A 1,034-nucleotide genomic window follows, 5' to 3' on the forward strand; every position below is an offset into this window, starting at 1 on the left:
CCCGGACGCCGTACGGCGTCCGGGCCTCGACCACGTTCTGAGCGTGAGTCGCGATCTCTCAGGCCTGCGCGGGTGCGGGTGCGTCTGCCGTCGTGCCCGACTCGTCCGCCGCGCTGCGGTCGGCTCGCTGGAGACGCTCGCCCTCGACGTCCACCTTCGGCAGGATCCGGTCCAGCCAGCGCGGCAGCCACCAGGCACGCTCTCCGAGCAACTCCATCAGCGCCGGGATGATGATCATCCGTACGACGAACGCGTCGAAGAGGACGGCGATCGCGAGGGCGAAGCCGATCGACTTGACCACGGGGTCGTGCTCGAGGATGAAGCCGGAGAACACCGCGATCATGATCACCGCCGCTGCCGTGACGACGCGGGCGGAGCTGCGGAACCCGTCGATGACGGCGTCGCGGGTCGATGCGCCATGCACGTGTGCCTCGCGCATCCGGGTCACCAGGAAGACCTGGTAGTCCATCGCCAGGCCGAACACCACGCCGATCAGGAAGATCGGCATGAAGCTGACGATCGGCTGCGGGTCGAAGAGTCCGAAGGTGCCCTCCTGGAAGATCGCCACGGTGACGCCGAGGGTCGCCAGCACCGAGAGCAGGAAGCCGAAGGTCGCCGTCAGCGGCACCAGGATCGAGCGGAACACCAGGAGCAGCAGCACGAACGCCAGGCCGATGACGACCGCCAGGTAGACCGGCAGCGCGCCGGAGAGGCGGTCGGAGACGTCGGTGGTCAGGGCCGTGAGGCCGGTGATGCCGATCGTCGTGGTGCTGTCCTGCTCGACCCCGGCCTGGCCGTCCCGCAGGGCGGTGAGCAGGTCCTGGGTCGCGGTGTCGTCGGGCCCCTTCTCGGGCAGCACCTGGATCAGCGCACCGGTCGGAACCGCGTCGGGGTCGCTGGGGTCGGCGTTGGTCGCGACCACCTGGGCGTTCGCGACGCCGTCCTGGTCGCTCGCCCAGGTGGCGACGTCGCCGAACGCGGCGCCGGCGTCATCGGCACCCCTGGCGTCGACGACCCCCCGCAGCGACGCCCCG

Annotated in this window: 1 protein-coding gene; it reads right to left on the reverse strand. The window is 70.5% G+C overall.

From position 1 onward, the window contains the following. Nucleotides 1-58: 58 nt before the first annotated feature. Nucleotides 59-1,034 (reverse strand): MMPL family transporter (locus KSO97_RS15385; protein ID WP_232680408.1); only part of this gene is annotated, 976 nt, incomplete at its 5' end.

Source organism: Nocardioides sp. R-C-SC26, from assembly GCF_021246465.1.
Classification (GTDB): domain Bacteria; phylum Actinomycetota; class Actinomycetes; order Propionibacteriales; family Nocardioidaceae; genus Nocardioides.